Below are 16,575 nucleotides of genomic sequence, written 5' to 3' on the forward strand. Positions count from 1 at the left end.
GTCAGGATATGGTGTTGCCAAGGAATTAACGATGCCCGAGTGTTTTTCCAAGACGATATCAAGTTTGTGGTCAAGGCGTTTAAATCTTTCGTTGCGGTTAGGCCGGCGAAGGAGGTATGATGAGAAACAAATACGAATGAAAGAGTTTCGCACACCGGCAGGTGGCGAGGAGGAACACGTGAGGAAATACGGACTAACTTTTGCTGCTTGGTTTGAAAAATATACGTTCATCCTCATTCCCGGCTCATTGGTGCTCGGCTGGCTTTTGTCGGATCATCTGATCGCTTATGTCGGCTGGATCCCGTATCTGTTCGGCTACATTACGCTTGTGATGGCACTTGGATGTGGCGTCAGGCACTTGCGGGACGTGATGAAGCGGCCGTTGGCCGTCATTCTGACATTGCTCATCGCCCACGCTGCGGCACCGCTGCTTGCATATGGCCTGGGAGCTGCCGTGTTCGGGCCGCAGTCGGATTACACCATCGGATTGCTGCTGTTTGCGATTATTCCGCTCGGTATTTCCTCAGTGATGTGGGTAGGAACCTCCGGCGGAAGCGTGCCGTTCATATTGGCGCTGGTCGTCCTGGATACGATGCTGAGTCCTATCGTTGTGCCGACGTTGATGGGAGCTTTTTTTAGCAATGCTGCGATGGATTGGGATGCGAAGGGGCTGATGGTGGATTTGCTGCAGATGGTCGTTCTGCCTACCTTGGTCGGCGTGCTGTTATATGAATGCTCGAAAGGGAAAATTAAAGCGTGGTCAGCGCCGGTGGCCCAGCCGATATCGAAGGTGTTCTTTATGCTGGTTGTGCTGCTGAATGCGGCCTCGATCGCCCCGCATGCGGCCGGGATGAAACAGGAAATGATGATTGTCATTCCGGCTGTGATCTTGCTGATCATGATCTGTTATGCTCTTGGTTACTTTGGCGCATATGCTGTGCGGAAACCGAGCCGGGAGCTGCAGATTACGGTAACCTATGCTTCCGGCATGCGGAACATATCACTTGGCATGGTGCTGGCAACCGCTTATTTTTCTCCGCAAGCTTCCATTCCAGTTGTACTCGGGATCATGTTCCAGCAGCCGGCAGCTACGCTGATTCATGCCTGGTGGAGCAGACGAAGGAACAAGGGAGGTCGAGCCGAGCAGGAAGGCGCCTGGAAGCGGCGAATTAGTTCCTAGGCCAATGGCTGATGAAGGAAAGCTGCATCCCGATGACAGAACACTAACGAGAGAAAGAGGAGTGGGCAATGAAGCAGTATCGAAACCGGCTGACATTAATCATACTAACGTTAATCGGTCTGTCCATGGTGGGAGCTGGACTGGCTATGGTGAAGGTATTCAAGGATTCCCATATTCGAATGCTGGAGCAAAATATGACCCGGGAAATAAAATTGCTGCAGGCAACGATGGAATTTGCCGATATGAACAGCGACACGGCCATCGACTATTATACGGATCTCGCTCTCCGGTTGCGGGAAATTTCCGAGGTCCGGGTAACGTTTATCAAAAATGACGGGACCGTCATCGGAGATTCAGAAATGGACCCGCGGACGATGGACAATCATGCAGACCGTGAAGAGATGCTGAGAGCTGTGGAGGAAGGCCAGGGAAGTGCAGTCCGTTACAGCAGCACGTTGAATGAGGATATGCTATATGTCGTTTTGCCGGTCCAGGCGGGTACGGCGTATGACGGGTACATCCGGTTATCGGTTACGCTGCAGGCGGTCGATTCGGGCATTCGGCAAGGCTGGATGATGATGGGGGCCGGACTGTTTGTACTGTTTGTCATCGCAGCGGTTGTCAGCTATCGGGTGTCGAGGGAGATTACGTCCCCGTTGGAGAAAATTACGAAAGTGGCAAGGCGCATATCCAGATTGGAATACGATGCAAGGGTGGATATCCAGCGCAAGGATGAAATCGGGCATCTCGCCTCGGCCATTAACGGAATGGCGGATAGCCTTCAGACCCAGCTGCGCACGATCCGCGACAACGAGGATTTGCTGCAAAGTGTATTGAACAATATGACCGGCGGCATCATTATGGTTAACCAGGCAGGCATCATTGTGCTCATCAACCGCGCTGCCGAGGAGATGCTGGGCGTTCAGGCGAAGGTTGTAACCGGGAAATCGTATCGCGAGCTGCGCCAGCATTATGAATTGACCAAGCTCATTGAGGATGGGATGGCAAGCAGAAGCAGCTTCCGGGAAGAGCGGACGTTGTATCCTGCAGAATCGATTATCCGTATGGACGGGGTGACGATGGTGCAGGAGGACGGCTCCTACCGCGGCATGCTGTTCCACCTCCAGGATGTGACGGACATTCGCAGACTGGAGCGCATGCGCAGCGAATTCGTGGCGAATGTGTCCCATGAGCTGAAGACGCCGCTCGCTGCCGTGAAGGGATTTACGGAGACGCTTCTGGTCGGTGGTGTGAGCGACGAGAAGACCGCCCGTTCGTTCCTGCAAATTATTTATGATGAGTCCGAGCGGCTGAACAGGCTGATCGGTGATATTCTAGAGTTGTCCAAAATTGAATCCAAACGAATCCAGATGGACTATTCTCCGATTCATCTGTCCAGTTTCTTTGATACGATTACGGAAATGATGCGCGCGGTAGCCGAGAAGAAACGGATTACGCTGGATGTGGATGTATCCGAAGAGTTGTTCCTTGAAGGGGACGAGGACAAGCTTCGTCAAATTTTCGTCAATTTGATTTCTAATTCTGTTAATTATACCCAGGAGGGCGGGAAAGTCGAGGTGACGGCTCGCGAGATCCCGGGGGGAGACAACCAGGATGATATGATCGAGATTGTGGTGAAGGACTCGGGAATCGGGATCCCGAAAAAAGACCTGCCGCGCATTTTCGAGCGCTTCTACCGGGTGGATAAGGCGCGTTCACGCGGATCAGGCGGAACGGGGCTGGGCTTGTCCATTGTGAAACATTTGGTAGAGCAGCATCATGGCAGAATCAGTGTGGACAGCGAAGTCGGGGTGGGCAGTTCCTTTATGATCGAGCTTCCGATTCTGCAAGAAATGAACGAGATGTGAACGTTTAACACTGGCTTAACATTCCGTTGATATACTTCAACATGTGAATGATAAATTTATAGAATAGGCGGGGGTAACTTTGACTCAACGTTTGCTTGTTATTGAAGATGAGCCCACATTGTCGCGTCTGTTATCTTACAACTTGACTCAAGAAGGTTTTGATGTCGTAGTGGAAGAGCACGGAACGGTTGGGTTTGAACGAGCATCACAGGAAAGCTTCGATCTCATCCTTCTGGATGTTATGCTTCCGGGGATGAATGGCTTTCAAATTCTGGAAAAGTTGCGCAGTAAGGGAATTACCACGCCGATCATCATTCTAACGGCCAAAAATGCCGAAGAAGAGGTGGTACAGGGGCTGAAGATGGGGGCAGACGATTACATTACGAAGCCGTTTGGCGTATCCGAACTGCTCGCACGAGTGTCGGCGGTGATGCGCAGAGCGTCCGGTCAACCTGAAGAGGTGAAGATTAAAGAGGATCAGAGCAACGTGATTTCACTCGGACAGCTTGAAATCTTTCCGGACAAGTATGAAGTGAGACTTGGCGGACAGAGCATCAACCTGCGTCCGAAGGAATTCGAGGTTCTGCTATATTTGGCGAAGAAGCCGGGGGTTGTATTGACTCGGGATGATCTGATGAACGTCGTATGGGGCTTCGATTATATCGGCGGCCAGCGTACGGTGGACGTACATGTCAGCTCGCTTCGCAAAAAGTTGGAGCTAGACCCTGAATCTGTGCACATCGACTCCATTCGCGGAGTGGGCTATAAATTAGTAGTTAATCCGAAAAAAGGCTCCCATCATTCTATTTAAATGATGTGGGGCTTTTTTTATTGGCCAGATCCGGGCTGGTTTACAATACGTTATCTTACCATGCATATTCTTTTAACATTCCTCCGTTAAGATGCGTCTTGAGGACTAGTGAAAGGAGTGGAGCTGCATGACGCTGCTTCCAACCAAAGACCCGATTGATGAGACTCATGTATTAGTTATACAACAAGAAGAGGTGCAGTCATTGTCCGTTCTTCCATACTGCCGGAGTGTTCCTGTGATCAGCGAGACCGAGACTTGCCAAGAGGTGCTGAGAGTGTTTGCCAGGGACAAGGCGATACCGTGTGTTGTTTACGAGACAAACGGAGAGCCCGCAGGTCTTATTATGAGAGATGCGTTTTACCAGCGGATGATGGGCAGATTCGCGGCGGATCTTTTCTATTCGCGCCCTGCCTGCACGTTCGCGGATCTCAGCCCCGCTATGGCTGAGCTGAATGATCCAGTGGACAAGCTGCTGAAGCTGTCGCTCGAGCGTCCGGATGCCAAGTTCTATGATTGTGTCATTGTTACCGAAGAGCGTCGACTGGTTGGGGTGCTCACAGTCCGTGACTTAATGATTCTATCGAGCGAACTTCAGACGGATGCGGAGCGAAAGCGCAAATGGATTTTGCAGGAGAGCTTCCGCCATACGAGCAATATGGAAGAATCGCTTGAAAAAGTGTCGGAGGCCGCTGCACTCACGAAAGAGGAAACCGTGCAAATGAAATCATGGTCCCTTTCCGGCACGGAGAAACTGGAACAAGTAAGAACGACATATCAGCAGCTCGTCAGTGACATGGCCCAACGAGAACAACAGGTGGCCGAACTGGCAGAGAAGGCGAACAGCATTTCTTCCATTACCGCCCGGATCGCTGAAGTGGCCAGCCACAGCAGCTTGCTGGCAATGAATGCTTCGATTGAAGCGGCGCATGCCGGAGAACACGGGAGAGGATTTCAAGTTGTAGCCAGCGAGGTGCAGGTGCTTGCCAAGGAGACGCGCAAGCTGTCGGGAGATATTGCCGATCTGCTGGGCGATATTCAGCTGCTGGCAGCGGACACCGCGCAGGCCATTGCCAGCGCGCTTCAGGAGCTGAATGCTTGCGAGACTTACGTGGCCGAGGGGAGTCAGATGTTCTACGAGCTTAGACAAGCTGCACGCACGGTGGAGGAGTCCGGGGAACGCGTACATAGGCTGGCAGCAGAAACGACGTCACGCATATCGAGTGTGAAGCAGGAGCTGCTCGAGATAGGCGGACACGTAGAGTAAGCGCCAATCCGGTAGAGTTAAAACTTACAAGCTATGAAAGTTTAATATTTTACACAGAGTTTACATTTCTGAAAAACTGCAATTACAAACCTGCATTATGATCTAATATGTAAGTCGAAGGAAATGATTACAATCATTTTTTAAGGAGTGGATTGGTTTGTTTAGAAAAAGGGGTCGTAAACCTGCAGGTATTCTGGTTCTGGTGCTGCTACTGAGCACAATTCTCGCAGCATGCGGAGGCGGCAGCAACGGTGGTTCTACTGCGGGCAGCGGAACTGAAGAGAATAATGCAAACAATGGTTCGCAGCAAAGCGAAGAAACTAAAGTAGAAGCTTTGTCCGGAACAATTGAAATTGACGGTTCAAGTACGGTTCATCCATTGACTGAAGCTATCGCTGAAGAGTTCGGTGCAGTACACCCTGACGTACGCGTTCCAATCGGAACAGGCGGTACAGGTGCTGGATTCAAACGTTTTGCAGCTGGTGAGATCGCAATCTCTAATGCTTCCCGTCCAATCAAAGACAGCGAAGCTGAAGATCTGAAAGCAAACGGCGTTGAATATCTGGAAGTCCTGGTTGCTTACGACGGACTGTCTGTCGTTGTAAACAAAGACAATGATTTCGTAGACAAGCTGTCTGTAGATGAGCTTAAAAAGATTTATGAGCCAGATAGCACAGTGAAAACTTGGGCTGACGTACGTGAAGGCTGGCCGGCAGAGGAAATCAAAATCTACTCCCCAGGTACAGATCATGGTACATTCGACTACTTCACTGAAGCAATCAACGGCGAAGCTCAAGTGAGCAGAAACGATAGCCAAATCACATTCAGTGCGGATACAAACGCTGTAGTACAAGGTGTTGCTGGTGACAAGTTCTCCGTAGGTTACTTCGGCTACTCTTTCTATGAAGAGAACCAAGACAACCTGAAGCTGGTTCCAATCGACAACGGTACTGCAACAGTTGCACCAAGCACAGAAACAATTAAAGACAACAGCTACTCACCGCTGTCTCGTCCGCTTTACATTTACGTAAGCAAGAAGGAACTTGAGCGTCCTGAAGTGAAAACTTTCGTAACCTTCTACCTTGAAAATGCAGGTCAACTGGCTGGAGAAACAGGCTTCGTATCTCTGCAAGATGATGAGTACACAGCTGAACTGGCCAAGCTTGAGCAATAAGGTTGAAGGCATTTAAAAGCGGGGAATAGAAAGGGAAGAGGAGAATGAACAAAACATCGACCGAGGTAGTAGCGACAAAGAACATGACCTTTCGCCGAAGCAAGACACGGATCTCTGACAAAATCATTCCGTTTATTCTAGGGATCTGTGCCCTGCTCTCGGTTGTCACTACCATCGGTATCGTATATACGCTTCTTCAGGAAGCCATTGTGTTCTTCAGAGAAGTGCCGGTATGGTCCTTCCTGACAGGAACGAAATGGAGTCCGATTCTCCCTCCTAAAGAATTCGGCGTGCTGCCCTTATTGGGCGGCACATTGCTGATTACAGGCATTGCGATCGTTTTCGCAGTGCCTATCGGCTTGGCATGCGCGATTTATTTGAATGAATACGCTCCTGCCCGGGTTCGGGAGGTTATTAAGCCAATCTTGGAAGTACTAGCTGGTATTCCAACGATTGTTTATGGTTATTTTGCACTTGAAACAGTAACGCCATTCCTTCAAAAATTTTTCCCGAGTATGGGTATATTCAACGCACTGAGTGCGGGAATCGTGGTCGGCATTATGGTGCTTCCAATGATCTCGTCTCTCAGTGAGGACGCGATGCGCGCGGTTCCGAAGACGTTGCGCAATGGTGCGTATGCACTTGGTGCCACACGATTTGAGGTTGCGCTTAAAATTGTGCTGCCAGCTGCACTTTCCGGTGTTGTATCGTCCTTCGTATTGGCGTTCTCCCGTGCGATTGGCGAGACGATGATCGTTACCGTTGCAGCGGGCGCTACGCCGCAGCTGACCATGAACCCGCTGGATAGCATCCAAACGATGACCGCTTATATCGTCCAGGTCAGCATGGGTGACGTTCCGCGCGGAACGATCGAATATGGAACGATTTTTGCAGTAGGTCTGACTTTGTTTGTCATTACCTTCTTGCTCAACATTTTGGCGCAGTGGGTCGCTCGCCGCTTCAGGGAGGAGTACTAGGATGGAACAATTGAATCTGGGCGACAGCAAGGGAATTACCCGGAGACGCCGAAGTGACCAAGCGCTGCATCTGCTCTTCCTGGCATGCACTAGCGTCGGTATTATCGTACTGATGGCGCTGCTTGTCACCATCATAATGGACGGGGTACACAGGCTTTCCCCTGATTTGTTCACCAACTACCCGTCCCGTTCTGCTGACAGAGCAGGTATGAAGTCACCGATTGTCGGTACGATTTATTTGCTGCTGCTTATGACGCCGATCTCCTTCATTCTTGGTGTCGGCGCGGCGATTTTTCTGGAGGAATATGCGGGACGCGGCCGCTGGATTCGGTTGATACAGCTGAACATCAGTACGCTTGCGGGCGTTCCTTCCATTATATACGGGATTCTCGGTCTGGCGATTTTCGTCCGAGGCATGGGTCTGGGCCGAAGCTTGCTGTCCGGTGTCCTGACGATGACATTGCTTGTTCTACCTATTATCATTGTTGCATCTCAGGAGGCGATCCGGGCTGTTCCGAAAAATCGCCGTGATGCTTCGTTTGCACTGGGAGCAACAAAATGGCAAACCGTATCAAGATCGGTTCTTCCATCGGCGATGCCGGGCATTATGACCGGGGTTATCCTGGCCTTGTCCCGTGCGATCGGGGAGACCGCACCGCTGATCATGATTGGCGCATTGACGTATGTGGCTTTCTTGCCGGAGAATCTGATGGATTCCTTCTCCGTCATGCCGATCCAGATCTTCAACTGGATTTCAAGGCCAAGCCAGGCATTCCATGAGCTGGCTGCGTCGGGTATTATTCTGCTGCTCATCATGCTGTTCATTATGAACATTACTGCGGTGTGGATTCGGAACAAGTATTCGAAGAACCTGTAAACCGATGGGCGTATCCTAATAGTAAAAAAGGAGACATGAACAAGATATGGAAGCCATCATTCAGATAAATAAATTGAATTTGTACTACGACACGTATCATGCGCTGAAAAACGTCGATCTGGATTTGCCCGAAAAAACAGTTACAGCGTTTATCGGACCTTCCGGATGTGGTAAATCTACGCTGCTGCGTACCCTAAACCGAATGAATGATATGATTCCCGGGACGCGGATCGAGGGGAGTATTAAAATCGGAGGCACTGAAATATATAGTGATGAGGTACATGTCGAGGCACTGCGCAAGCAGGTAGGCATGGTGTTTCAACAACCGAACCCGTTCCCGAAATCAATTTATGACAACATCGCTTACGGTCCGCGTCTGCACGGGATTAAGAGCAAGTCTGAGCTGGACGGCATCGTGGAGCAGAGTTTGAAGCAAGCGGCGCTGTGGGACGAAGTGAAGGATTACTTGAAGCGTTCGGCGCTCAGTCTTTCGGGCGGTCAGCAGCAGCGCCTGTGTATTGCCCGCGCGCTGGCTGTTCAGCCTGATATTCTGCTGATGGACGAAGCGACATCGGCGCTTGATCCGATCTCGACGCTGAAAATCGAAGAGCTGGTGCAGGAATTGAAGAGCAAATACACCATCGTTATGGTCACACACAACATGCACCAAGCTGCCCGCGTATCGGGTCAAACGGTATTTTTCCTGAACGGTGAAGTGGTGGAATCCGCCAATACGGACGTGCTGTTCTCCACGCCTTCGGACCCTCGTACAGAGGACTACATTTCGGGCCGATTCGGCTAATCAATTATTATAGTGACAGTTGGGAGGAGCACACATGATCCGGAGAATTGAGTTTGATCAGCAGCTCGAAGAGCTGAAAACCACACTGCGGGATATGGGCAGGCATATGGAAGAAGCGCTAGCTGCTGCTGTTGAGTCTCTGAAGAGTCTGGATGCAGAGAAAGCGCAGCATGTCATTCACAATGACGTGCGGCTGAATGCGATGGAAGAGCAGATTATGGATATCGGAACTCGTCTTATTGTGACTCAACAGCCGGTAGCTAAAGACCTTCGTCGAATTCTTGTTGCATTCCGCATCGCGAGCGATCTGGAACGTATGGGGGATCTGGCGCGTGACGTGGCCAAGGTAACCATTCGTCTTCAAGGCGAGAAGCTGATCAAGCCGCTGGTTGATCTGCCCCAGATGTCGGATAAGGTACGGGCGATGGTATCGGAATCCATCGAATCCTATCTGACCGAGAATACGGACCTTGCTTATAAAATGGCGGAGGATGACGACGAGGTTGACCATTTGTACAGCAAGATTCTGAAGGAGCTGTATTCGCATCTGTCATCCGATCCGGATCATGCGAATCAGGCGATGCTGTTGATTATGGTAGGTCGCTACATCGAACGGATTGCTGACCATGCCACTAACATCGGCGAGAGCACGGTATATCTGGTCACCGGGCATCGTCCGGACTTGAACCAGTAGCTGTGTGTAAATGAACTTATAGAGGCTGCCATCACCGATCATAAGATCAAGGGTGGGCAGCTTCTTTTTTTGTTAAGAGGGCTTATTAACGTATCCATCACGACGCGGGCTTCGATCTGGTCCTGATCGTTCGGAAATATGGCAAACCTATGTTATGATGGGTGGAGGAAGTTATATTGGTGCGAGGTGTAATATGGAGAAGCTGATCTTGATTGATGGAAATAATATCATTTACAGAGCGTTTTTTGCCATGCCGCCGTTGACTAACGCCAGCGGTCAGCAGACGAACGCGGTTTACGGCTTTACTACGATGCTGCTGAGGCTTATCGAAGAGCATAAACCGTCGCATATGATGGTCGCTTTTGATGCGGGCAAGGAAACGTTCCGCCACGCGGATTACCAGGACTACAAAGGCGGACGCCAGAAGACCCCGCCGGAGCTGTCCGGTCAGTTTCCGCTGCTGAAGGAGCTGTTGAAGGGGCTCGGCGTATCCCAATTTGAGATCAGCGGTTATGAAGCGGATGATATTATCGGTACAATTACCCGTCAGGCCGATGAGGCCGGCCGCCAGGTCATGGTTGTGTCCGGGGACAAGGACATGCTCCAGCTGGCTTCCGGTAATACCACGATCGCTGTCGTACGCAAGGGCGTGACGGAAATCGAATATTTTGGTCCGGAGCAGATCAAGGAGCGTTATGACCTCACACCGGAGCAGATTATTGATCTTAAGGGGCTGATGGGCGATGCCTCGGACAACATTCCCGGGATTCCGGGCGTCGGGGAGAAGACGGCGCTGAAGCTGCTGCATCAGTTCGGCACGGTAGAGCAGGTCATATCGCGGACGGATGAACTGAAAGGCAAGATGAAGGAGAAGATCGAAGAGCATGCGGATTCCGCTGTGCTGAGCAAGAAGCTGGCGACCATCTATCGCGAGGTTCCGCTGGAGCTGTCTCTGGACGACATGAAATTTGACGGCTTGAATCAGGAGACGGCGGGGCCGGCTCTGGCGAAGCTTGAATTCAAGTCCTTGATCGAACGTCTGGATCTCAGCACGCATGCTGGCGCAGATGCAGCAGAAGGAGCCGCCAAGCAGGCACAGGTGAACGTCACCGTAGTTCATGCTGGGGAGCTGGCTGAAGTTAAAGAGGCACTGGATTCGGTCCAGGTGCTGCATGTGGAAACCCATGGCGACAATCCTCATCATGCCGAAGTGATCGGACTGGCACTGGCGACGGAGCAGCGGCAGTTCTACATTCCCTTTGAGGTATTGAAGTCCGAAGAAGCGGAACCGCTCCGTGCTTGGCTCGCTGACAGTGAAATTCCGAAGCGGGGATATGACCTGCACCGGCTTGATCTGGCGCTTCACTGGCAGGGCATTGCTTTTGCCGGGGCCGCATTTGACGTACATCTGGCTGCCTATTTGCTCGATCCGACCGAATCGAATCAAAGCCTGAGCGGGCTTGCTGGTAAATACGGGCTGTCCTATTTACAGGCGGATGAAGAGGTGTTCGGAAAAGGAGCGAAGTACAAAGTGCCGGATGAAGCGGTGCTGAGCGAGAATCTGGCCAGAAAGTGCCTGGCCGTCTCCGAACTGGTTCCGATCCAGGAGAAAGAACTGGAGGCTAACGGGATGCTGCCGCTGTTCCATGAGCTGGAGATGCCGCTGTCCCGGATTCTTGCGGACATGGAGAAGCAGGGCATTGCCGTCAATGTGGAGGATTTGAAAGAGCTTGGCCGTGAGTTCGAATCGCAGATCGAGAAGCTGGTTCAGCAAATCTATGAAATTGCCGGAACCGAGTTCAATCTGAACTCGCCGAAGCAGCTGGGGGAGATCCTGTTCGTCAAGCTGCAGCTGCCGGTGATCAAGAAGACCAAGACCGGCTTCTCGACCGATGCCGAGGTGCTGGAGAAGCTGGCTCCGTATCATGATATCGTGCGGTTAATTTTGCAGTACCGGACGATAGCCAAGCTGCAATCAACGTATGTGGAAGGGCTGCTTAAGGAGATTTCGGATCGCACCGGCAAGGTGCATACGTATTATCGCCAGACCATTGCTGCGACCGGGCGGCTCAGCAGCCAATATCCGAACCTGCAGAACATTCCGATCCGCTTAGAGGAAGGACGGAAGCTGAGAAAGGTATTTGTTCCATCCGAGCCCGGCTGGAGCATTCTGGCAGCAGACTATTCCCAGATTGAGCTGCGGGTGCTGGCACATATATCGGATGATGAGCGGCTGAAGGAAGCCTTCATTCATGATATGGACATTCATACGAAAACAGCGATGGACGTGTTCGGTGTAAGTGAGGATCAGGTGGACGCGAACATGCGCCGCTCGGCCAAAGCGGTCAACTTCGGTATTGTGTACGGGATCAGCGATTACGGCCTGTCCCAGAACCTGAACATTACCCGGAAGGAAGCGGCCGCTTTCATCGATCAGTATTTTGAAGTGTTCCAGGGTGTTCGGCGTTACATGGATGAGATCGTGAAGCAGGCGAAGCAGGAAGGTTATGTGAAAACATTGCTCGAACGCAGACGCTATCTGCCGGAAATCAATGCGAGCAACTTCAACCTTCGCTCCTTTGCCGAGCGGACGGCGATGAATACGCCGATCCAGGGCACAGCGGCCGATATCATTAAGCTGGCGATGGTGCAGATGGACAAGGCACTGCAGGAGAAGAAGCTGAAGAGCCGCATGCTGCTTCAGGTGCATGACGAATTGGTATTTGAGGTGCCGGAGGATGAGCTTGAAGTCATGAAAAAGCTGGTGCCGGAAGTCATGAGCCACGCGCTCAAGCTGTCGGTTCCGCTGAAATCGGATGTCAGCTACGGCAGCAACTGGTACGAGGCCAAGTAAGATTGACGCCGGCAGGAGGAAGCTTGGTTCAGGGCCGTTCACGCTGTAGGCTTGTGATTGGTTTTTCCAAAAACCGCTGCCCCGCTAGAGGTTCGCATCCGGTATAATGGAGAATGAGGTGAAGTCATCATGCCGGAACTACCGGAAGTCGAAACAGTCAAACGAACATTAAATCAACTTATCGTTGGAAAACATATAGAACGCGTAACCGTGAATTTGCCGCGCATTATTCAGCGTCCTGACGACATTCAGCAGTTTGCGTTCATGCTAGAGCAGCATACGATCCAGGGAGTGGAGCGGCGCGGGAAGTTTCTGCGGATCTTGCTGGACGGGCTTGTGCTGGTCTCCCATCTGCGGATGGAAGGACGCTATGGGGTATACCGGGCCGAGGAGCCTGTGGAGAAGCATACCCATGTGATCTTTCATTTTACAGACGGAACGGAGCTGCGGTATAAGGATGTGCGCCAGTTCGGCACGATGCATCTGTTTGCGACGGGGGAGGAGTTTCAGCATCCTCCTCTCGCCAAGCTGGGCTTTGAGCCGCTGGACCCGGCCTTTACCGCTGACAAGTTCAAAGCCATCATCCGCACGAAGAAAACCAAAATCAAGGCGGTGCTGCTGAACCAGGCATACATCGTCGGGATCGGAAATATCTATGTGGATGAGGCTCTGTTCAGGGCAGGCCTCCATCCGGAGCGCATTGCCCACACTTTGAGCGAGGCTGAGCTGGACCGCCTGCACCAGGCCATTGTGGACACACTGACTGAAGCGGTGGAAGCCGGCGGCTCTTCCATCAAGTCCTATGTGAACGGTCAAGGGGAAATGGGGATGTTCCAGCAACGTCTGAAGATTTATGGGCGAAAGGATGAGCCCTGTCATTCATGCGGGAAACCGGTCCACAAAACGGTGGTCGGCGGCCGGGGCACGCATTATTGTCCGAGTTGCCAGCCGCTGGGGACTGTAGCTGTTTCAGCTGGCAAGATGAAGCGCAAACGCTAAGATAAAATATAGGCATGCACCTATCTTTTCCGAAAGCCATATACTGTGATGAACATATGCCGAAGGCGTGAGGATGTCCGCTGTTCATCACAGAGGCGGCTTGATCTTGATGCCGCGGCCTTCAAGGGAGGGAAGAGGGTGCTCAGTCTTATTTTCTCACCTGTACTGCTTGCCTTTGCACTTAGCCTGGACGGATTCGGGGCCGGGGTTACATATGGTCTACGCAAAACGAGAATCCCGCTGCTATCCGTACTGATCATTTCGCTATGCTCGGGACTTGTGCTCGGCATTTCCATGCAGGCAGGCGCTTTGTTACAACGGTTCTTTTCCCCGTTTGCAGCCTCCGTCATCGGGGCTGTGATCCTCATTCTGTTAGGCTGCTGGTCGTTGTGGCAGCAGATCAAACGAGCAGGCGATTCCGAGTCCGAGCCGCCGCTGGTGCTTCATAAGGAAGTGGAGGAGCGCAGTGAAGCATCCGTTTCCGGTGAGCTTCCAGCAACAGCAGCGGGCATACCCGCGAAGCGGAGTGAGCCGGGAGACGGTCAGAAGGCGGTCTTCTCGCTTGAGATCCGGAAGCTGGGCATCGTCATTCAGATTTTGCGCAGCCCGGCGCGAGCGGATATGGATGACTCGGGAAGCATATCGCCATGGGAAGCGATGTGGCTCGGCATCGCATTGTCACTGGATGCGTTTGGCGCAGGGCTTGGCGCGGCGATGCTTGGTTTCTCTCCGCTTGGGACAGCGGTGATCGTGGCTATTTTCAGCGGCACCTTTCTCTTGCTGGGGATGAAGATCGGGCTGCGGTTCGCTTCGAGCAGGAGTATGAAGTATATCTCCTATCTGCCTGCTTTTTTATTAATCATCATGGGTATAATGAAGCTGTTATGAGGTGAAGTCATGAATATCGGTTTAACCGGGGGAATCGCAACAGGAAAAAGCACAGTGTCCTCGATGCTGGTCGAAAAGGGAGCGCTTCTCGTTGATGCCGATGTTATCGCCCGGGAAGTGATGCTCCCGGGCCATCCGGTTCTGCTTGCGGTGACTGCTCATTTTGGACAAGAGATATTGCTGGCGGACGGAAGCCTAAATCGGAAAAGACTGGGCGAGATTATTTTTCACAATCCGAGCGAGCGGCAGGCGCTGAATGACATTACCCATCCGGCCATCCGCCAGGAAATCCGCAGGCAGGTACAAGCCTATGAGCGGGAGCATCCCGGTCAGCCTGTGGTGGTGGACATTCCACTGCTGCTGGAAGCGAGGGAGGAGTACCCGTACCTGAATACGATTGTGGTCGTATATGTGCCGCAGGAAGTGCAGCTTCAGCGTCTTATGGAACGTGACGGAATATCGAAGGAACAGGCAGAGGCCAGATTAAGCAGCCAACTCGACATTGAGCAGAAGAAGCAGTTGGCTGACATCGTGATCGACAACAGCGGGACATTGGCGGATACCGAGCAGCAGGTGGACAAGCTATGGCAGAGGATGGTTAGAGAGGCATGAGGTGGCTCCGGAAAAAGAGAGTGCTGCTTCTGCTGTTGATTTCTTTTTTATCCCTGCTGTTTCTGACGTCCAACTGGATGTCGCTCTTGTATCCTATCCATTACAAGGATGAGATTCGGAAACATGCGTCCTATTATGATGTCGATCCTTTCCTTGTTGCTTCGATTATCCGCGTGGAGACCAATTTCAAGCCGGGCAAGGAGTCCAAGAAAGGCGCGCTCGGCATTATGCAGCTGATGCCGGATACGGCCAACTGGGCTATGGAAATGGCCAAGCTGCCGGCCAGCTCGCTGGACAACGTCAAGCATGAGGTGGACGTCAACATCCAGCTCGGCACCTGGTACATCAGAAACCTGTACCAGCAAATGGACGGCAATCCGATAGCGGCGATTGCGGCATACAATGCCGGGCCAGGGAACGTCAAGAACTGGCTCAGTAAAGGCACCTGGGACGGCAGCTATGAGAATGTGAAGAGCATTCCTTTTGGCGAGACCCGGCATTATGTACAGCGAGTCATTTATTATTATAATCAGTATACGAGCATATACGATGAGTTCTGAATGAAAAAGAGCGCTGGAAAGGCTTGAATGCTCAAGCCTTCCCAACACTCACTTTGTCAAAGGAAGAATCGATTATTGACCGGAGAATTGACCAGCCAATTGTTGCTCGGCCAGGGTTACCAGACGCTTGGTGATGTATCCCCCGATCGAACCGTTTTCGTAGGAAGTCATGTTACCTTGGTAGCCGTCTTGTGGGATGGAGATACCAAGTTCTTGAGCCACCTCGTACTTCAACTGCTCAAGAGCAGCGTTTGCGCGAGGAACAACCAGGTTGTTGGAGCTGTTGCTTTGTGCCATTGTTAGTTCACCTCCTTGGGTTGGTACAAGTATTATGTCTCGGGTTTCGGATTTTCATAACCTAAAATGACTTTTCATTTATTGGTAATTTTTATATAAGGAAGTGGTGTAGCGTATGAAGTGTCCGTATTGCAGTCATGCAGGGACCAAGGTGCTGGACTCCCGTCCGGCGAATGAGAACAAGTCGATCCGCCGCCGCAGAGAGTGCGAGCAGTGCAGCAGGAGGTTTACGACCTTTGAGATGGTGGAAGAGACGCCGCTCATTGTCGTGAAGAAGGATGGGAGCCGTGAGGAATTCAGCAGGGAGAAGGTGCTGCGCGGTCTGATCCGTGCTTGTGAGAAGCGGCCGGTGTCGGTGGATCAACTTGATAAAATTGTATCCGACGTGGAGCAGGCGCTTCGCAATACTGCGGCTGCAGAGGTCGAGAGCCGCCAGATTGGCGAGCTGCTGATGGAGCGGCTATATCCTGTGGATGAGGTGGCGTATGTCCGCTTTGCTTCGGTGTATCGTCAGTTTAAAGATATCAACATGTTTATGAAGGAACTGAAGAGCCTGCTGTCCAAGGGAACGGACGAAACCGAGGTATAGAAGAAGAGGAACCGAGGTGCGTAAGCTGCCTGAATATGCGGCAGCAGAGAATCAGGGCAGTCTTAGGCAGGCGGAATTGCTTCATGCCGAGAACTGCCCGGAGCCGCCGTGTTAAGCTTAAGCTCGTCC

General features: G+C 51.9%; 16 protein-coding genes. 15 read left to right on the top strand and 1 reads right to left on the bottom strand.

Translation table 11 applies throughout. The annotated features are described in order from the left end of the window. The first annotated feature begins 178 nt into the window (after positions 1–178). From MKX64_RS17020 to MKX64_RS17085, 14 genes are all read left to right on the top strand, one after another. The gene (locus MKX64_RS17020; protein WP_095263897.1) at positions 179–1,180 is read left to right on the top strand and encodes a bile acid:sodium symporter family protein; all 1,002 of its coding nucleotides are present in this window, start codon (positions 179–181) and stop codon (positions 1,178–1,180) included. Positions 1,181–1,248: 68 nt separating this feature from the next. Then, positions 1,249–3,048 (top strand): two-component system histidine kinase PnpS, encoded by a 1,800-nt coding sequence (gene pnpS / locus MKX64_RS17025; RefSeq protein ID WP_095263804.1) that lies wholly within the window; start codon positions 1,249–1,251, stop codon positions 3,046–3,048. Positions 3,049–3,127: 79 nt separating this feature from the next. After that, the gene (locus MKX64_RS17030; protein WP_095263805.1) at positions 3,128–3,859 is read left to right on the top strand and encodes a response regulator transcription factor; all 732 of its coding nucleotides are present in this window, start codon (positions 3,128–3,130) and stop codon (positions 3,857–3,859) included. Between the two features lie 127 nt (positions 3,860–3,986). Further along, positions 3,987–5,123 (top strand): methyl-accepting chemotaxis protein, encoded by a 1,137-nt coding sequence (locus tag MKX64_RS17035; protein WP_341036733.1) that lies wholly within the window; start codon positions 3,987–3,989, stop codon positions 5,121–5,123. 157 nt (positions 5,124–5,280) lie between these two features. After that, positions 5,281–6,297: a PstS family phosphate ABC transporter substrate-binding protein gene (locus tag MKX64_RS17040; RefSeq protein WP_095263807.1), complete on the top strand. Its 1,017-nt coding sequence runs from the start codon at positions 5,281–5,283 to the stop codon at positions 6,295–6,297. Positions 6,298–6,341: 44 nt separating this feature from the next. Beyond that, complete coding sequence (pstC, locus tag MKX64_RS17045) at positions 6,342–7,274, top strand: phosphate ABC transporter permease subunit PstC (RefSeq protein ID WP_155617751.1); 933 nt, start codon at positions 6,342–6,344, stop codon at positions 7,272–7,274. A gap of 1 nt (position 7,275) precedes the next feature. Continuing rightward, on the top strand, positions 7,276–8,151 hold the full coding sequence (gene pstA / locus MKX64_RS17050) for a phosphate ABC transporter permease PstA (protein ID WP_095263809.1): 876 nt from the start codon (positions 7,276–7,278) through the stop codon (positions 8,149–8,151). A gap of 46 nt (positions 8,152–8,197) precedes the next feature. Next, complete coding sequence (gene pstB / locus MKX64_RS17055; protein ID WP_095263810.1) at positions 8,198–8,953, top strand: phosphate ABC transporter ATP-binding protein PstB; 756 nt, start codon at positions 8,198–8,200, stop codon at positions 8,951–8,953. Positions 8,954–8,987: 34 nt separating this feature from the next. Then, positions 8,988–9,647, top strand: a complete 660-nt coding sequence (gene phoU / locus MKX64_RS17060; RefSeq protein ID WP_095263811.1) for a phosphate signaling complex protein PhoU — start codon at positions 8,988–8,990, stop codon at positions 9,645–9,647. Positions 9,648–9,840: 193 nt separating this feature from the next. Further along, on the top strand, positions 9,841–12,501 hold the full coding sequence (polA, locus tag MKX64_RS17065; protein ID WP_095263812.1) for a DNA polymerase I: 2,661 nt from the start codon (positions 9,841–9,843) through the stop codon (positions 12,499–12,501). 129 nt (positions 12,502–12,630) lie between these two features. Next, positions 12,631–13,500 (top strand): DNA-formamidopyrimidine glycosylase, encoded by an 870-nt coding sequence (mutM, locus tag MKX64_RS17070; RefSeq protein WP_155617750.1) that lies wholly within the window; start codon positions 12,631–12,633, stop codon positions 13,498–13,500. Positions 13,501–13,638: 138 nt separating this feature from the next. Then, on the top strand, positions 13,639–14,388 hold the full coding sequence (locus tag MKX64_RS17075) for an MntP/YtaF family protein (protein WP_095397901.1): 750 nt from the start codon (positions 13,639–13,641) through the stop codon (positions 14,386–14,388). 9 nt (positions 14,389–14,397) lie between these two features. Then, positions 14,398–15,000 carry a dephospho-CoA kinase gene (gene coaE / locus MKX64_RS17080; RefSeq protein ID WP_095263815.1) on the top strand — a complete coding sequence of 201 codons (603 nt, stop codon included), beginning with the start codon at positions 14,398–14,400 and terminating at the stop codon, positions 14,998–15,000. Then, positions 14,997–15,560 (top strand): lytic transglycosylase domain-containing protein, encoded by a 564-nt coding sequence (locus tag MKX64_RS17085; RefSeq protein WP_095263816.1) that lies wholly within the window; start codon positions 14,997–14,999, stop codon positions 15,558–15,560. Before coaE ends, MKX64_RS17085 begins: the two co-directional genes overlap by 4 nt. A gap of 72 nt (positions 15,561–15,632) precedes the next feature. Here the strand turns inward: MKX64_RS17085 and MKX64_RS17090 are convergent, their stop codons facing one another. After that, the gene (locus tag MKX64_RS17090; RefSeq protein WP_095263817.1) at positions 15,633–15,857 is read right to left on the bottom strand and encodes an alpha/beta-type small acid-soluble spore protein; all 225 of its coding nucleotides are present in this window, start codon (positions 15,855–15,857) and stop codon (positions 15,633–15,635) included. A gap of 115 nt (positions 15,858–15,972) precedes the next feature. Between MKX64_RS17090 and nrdR the strand changes: the two genes are divergently transcribed. After that, on the top strand, positions 15,973–16,446 hold the full coding sequence (gene nrdR, locus MKX64_RS17095) for a transcriptional regulator NrdR (protein WP_095263818.1): 474 nt from the start codon (positions 15,973–15,975) through the stop codon (positions 16,444–16,446). The last annotated feature ends 129 nt before the right edge of the window (positions 16,447–16,575 follow it).

It is taken from the genome of Paenibacillus sp. FSL M8-0334 (assembly GCF_038000405.1).
Classification (GTDB): domain Bacteria; phylum Bacillota; class Bacilli; order Paenibacillales; family Paenibacillaceae; genus Paenibacillus_AQ; species Paenibacillus_AQ campinasensis.